General features: G+C 72.0%; 4 protein-coding genes. All 4 read right to left on the bottom strand.

The window, feature by feature from the left end; all coding sequences use genetic code 11:
• A partial coding sequence (locus tag AC1D15_RS23300) for a glycosyltransferase (protein ID WP_477827843.1) occupies positions 1-927 on the bottom strand: 927 nt, incomplete at its 3' end.
• Positions 924-1,997, bottom strand: coding sequence for a glycosyltransferase (locus AC1D15_RS23295; protein ID WP_477827842.1), 1,074 nt, complete (start codon positions 1,995-1,997; stop codon positions 924-926). The genes AC1D15_RS23300 and AC1D15_RS23295, both read right to left, overlap by 4 nt.
• Positions 1,994-2,743 carry a class I SAM-dependent methyltransferase gene (locus AC1D15_RS23290; protein ID WP_047499804.1) on the bottom strand — a complete coding sequence of 250 codons (750 nt, stop codon included), beginning with the start codon at positions 2,741-2,743 and terminating at the stop codon, positions 1,994-1,996. Before AC1D15_RS23290 ends, AC1D15_RS23295 begins: the two co-directional genes overlap by 4 nt.
• Positions 2,740-3,306 (bottom strand): oligosaccharide flippase family protein (locus AC1D15_RS23285; protein ID WP_477827841.1); only part of this gene is annotated, 567 nt, incomplete at its 5' end. The genes AC1D15_RS23290 and AC1D15_RS23285, both read right to left, overlap by 4 nt.

The following is a 3,306-nucleotide window of genomic DNA, read 5'->3' as shown; positions in this document are numbered from 1 at the left end:
GCCGTGCACCTCGACGATCTCGCGCCACTGCGGAAAGTTCGACGCGATCACCGGCAGCTGCGCCGACATGTACTCGAACATCTTGATCGGCAGCGAATCCAGGTAGCTCGGCATCGGCTGCAGCGTGACCAGCCCGGCGAACGAACGCGCCATCACGTCGCGCACCTGCGCCCGGCCGACCTGGCCGCGGTAGTCCACCTGCGCCCAACCGGGCAGCGCGCGCAGCTCGGCCTCGAGCGCCGCATCCTCGAAGCGGCCGCACAGCAGCAGCGTCACGCCCGGCACCTGCGGCAAGGCCAGCACCATCTCGCGCGCACCGCGCGTGCGCGTGATGCCGCCGACGTAGCAGACGATGTTTCCGCGCGGCTGCGGTGCAGCCGCCACCGCGAGCTCGTCGAGGAACGGGAAGTTGCTGACGTTGGCCGCGCGCCGCGCCAGCAGCGCGAAGCGCGCGGTGATGTGCGGCGTGGCGCCGACCACGCCCGACAGCTGCCGTACCCGCCAGTTCTCGTAGCGCTCGAAGGCCCACGACAAGGGCGCACGCAGCGCCGCGGGAATCCATTGCTTGGTCAGGATCTGGCGCGGCACGTCTTCGTGCGCGTCGTAGACCGCGACGATGCCGCGGCGTGCCAGCGCGGCGCCGACCGGCAGCAGCTCCGGGTCGTGGAAGTGCACCAGCGCCGGCTGCAGGGCGAGCACGCGTTGCAACGCGAGCTTCGGCTGGCGGCGCATGCGCGCGAGGCGGCCGGCCGGCGGCGTGCCGATGTCGACGATGCGCACGCCGTCGACCTGTGCATCGCCGAGTCCGTCGCCGACGACCTGGATCACCTCGTAGCCGGCACGCGCGAGCGAGCGGCATTCCTTGTGGAAGATGCGGATGTCGTCGCGCGGGTGCACGGTGGTCAGGTGAACGATGCGCGGCATCATGGAGCTCGGCCTTCCAGGCGCGCATGCAGCGCGATGAATTGACGGATGTTGCCTTCGAACATCGCCTTGTCGCGGATCAGCTGGCGGTTGAACGGCTGCCCGCCGCGCGCCCAGCTGCCGGTGTCCCAGGTGTCGATCGCGCGCAGCAGCACGTCATCGAGGCGCGCGAGATCGACCACCAGCAAACCGTTGTGGCCGTCGGTCACCCATTCGCGGTTGGCCGGCAGGTCGCTCAGCACCGGCAGGCAGCCGGCGGCCAGCGACTCCAGCAGGCTCACCGAGGTGCCATCGGATTCCGGCACGCTGACGAAGACGGCTGCACGGCGGTAGCTGCGCGCGAGCGACTGCGCATCGAGCATGCCGGTGAATTCGACGCGCGCCGCGATGCCCAGCGTGTCGGCCATGCGGCGCAATTCGTCGGTCTGCGGGCCGGCGGCCGCGACCTCCAGCTGCCAGCCGGCACAACGCTGCGGCAGCCGCGCAAAGGCCTGCAGGATCGCGTCGATGCGGTACAGCGGCTTGTGCAGCCGGCACGACAGGAGGCGCCGCTCGGCCTGCACGCCCGGCAGCGCCGGCGGCTCGTCGATGCCGAGCGGGATCCATTCGCGCAGCGTCGCCGCGGCCTCGGGCGYCAGCGCAGCTGCGGCCGCGAGCAGCACCTGCGCATCGGCCGTCCAGGCCTGCGCACCGCGCAGCGCGCTGCGCACCAGCCAGCGGTGGAAGGCGCTGCGCGACGGCAGCGTCAGCACGTCGGAGCCCCACAGCGTCAGCACCAGCGGCACGCCGGTGCCGCGTGCCGCACGGGCGGCGTGCCAACCGACGCTGTTGGCCTGGTGCGCGTGCAACACGCGCGGCGCCCAGCGCTTGATCAGCCGGCGCAGGCGGTACGGCGCGTCCAGCCGCTTGATCGACAGGTCGATCTGTTCACGCGCCAGCAGCAGCGGATGCGGGTCGATCTTCAACTCGCCGTGCGTCGCGAGCACCACCGGCTGGCCGGCGGCGAGCAGCCCGCGCGCCATCCGCGCGACGTGGATCGATGCGCTGCCGACCAGCAGCACCGGCGCCGTCATGCACCGCTCCGCACGAAGACGAACAGCTGCGTCGGCGACGCCGGCTGCGCGAGGAACTCGGTGTCGGCATCGGCCGCGGCATTCGCGATGCGCGTCAGCATCGCCTGCGCACCGGGCAGCTTCCACCCCGCCAGCCGCGACAGCAGGCGCACCACGAAACGCTTGCGGTACGCGGCGAAGGCCGGGGTCGGGCACTCGGTCGGGTGGTAGAAGCCGCGGCGCGACTGCAGCGTCAGCCCGGCCCGCGCGAACGCGTCGACCAGCGCCGCGCGCGTGCGGCGCTTCAGGTAGCCGCCATCGCGCGTCTCGTCGGCCAGCGTCTCCAGCACGATCATCCGGCCGTCCGGCTGCAGCGCGTCGGCACAGCGCTCCAACAGGGCCTGCAGTTCGCCGTCGTCGACCACGTGCTGCAGCACCGTGATGCTGAGGATCAGGTCGTAGCGCTGCGACCACACCGCCTGCGCGATCGGCTCGTAGCGGATGGCGGTCGACGGATGCTGCCGCGCCGCGCGCAGCAGTGCGTCGCGCGACAGGTCGTGCCCGACGACGCGTTGCGCGCGGGTGGCGAGCAGCGCGCAGAAATCGCCGACACCGCAGCCGTAGTCGAGCGCAGCGGCCATCGGCTTCAGCAGCCAGCTCACGGCCTTCAGCCGCAGCCGCTGGTCGTAGGCGTAGGTGGCGGCATCGGACCAGCCGGTGTGCCCGTAGCGCCGCACGCGCTGGCTCCAGAAGGCTGCACTGCTCATGGGGTTTGCCTCATCGCCGCGAGCCGGTGCAGCCACACGCCGTACGCCAGCAGCACCACCGATGACGCGCCGGACTGCAGCGCGAGCGCTGTCGTGATGTCCCACTTCCATGCCCAGGCCAGCACGTAGGGCAGCAGCATCGACACCTGGTAGGCCACGCCGAACGCGAGCGCCCGCCCCTGCTGCCCGACCACCAGCGGCAGCTGCGACAGCGGCGAGGTCAGGAAGCTCAGCACCATCCACGGCGTCAGCAGCCGGGCCTGCGCGCCGGCCTCGCGCCATTCGGCGCCGAAGGCCCACGCGAACAGGTCGGGCGCGAACAGCATCAGCGCGATGAACGGCAGCGCGAACAGCGCGAGCTTCGACGTCGTGCGGCGCGCCAGGCCCGCCAGGTCGCCGCCCTCGTTCCACAACTGCGCCGCGCGCTGCTGGAAGACCTGCCCGACCGAGGCACCGAGCATCGCCAGCGGCGTGCGCGCGATGCGCAGCGCGAAGGCATACCAGCCGAGCACCTGGCTGCCGAACGCCGCGCCCATCACCGCGAGCAACGCGCTCGCCTGCAC

Source organism: Rhizobacter sp. P2_H2 (assembly GCF_056403375.1).
Note: the sequence above shows the minus strand (reverse complement) of the source record. Positions and strands in the feature narration are given on the sequence as shown.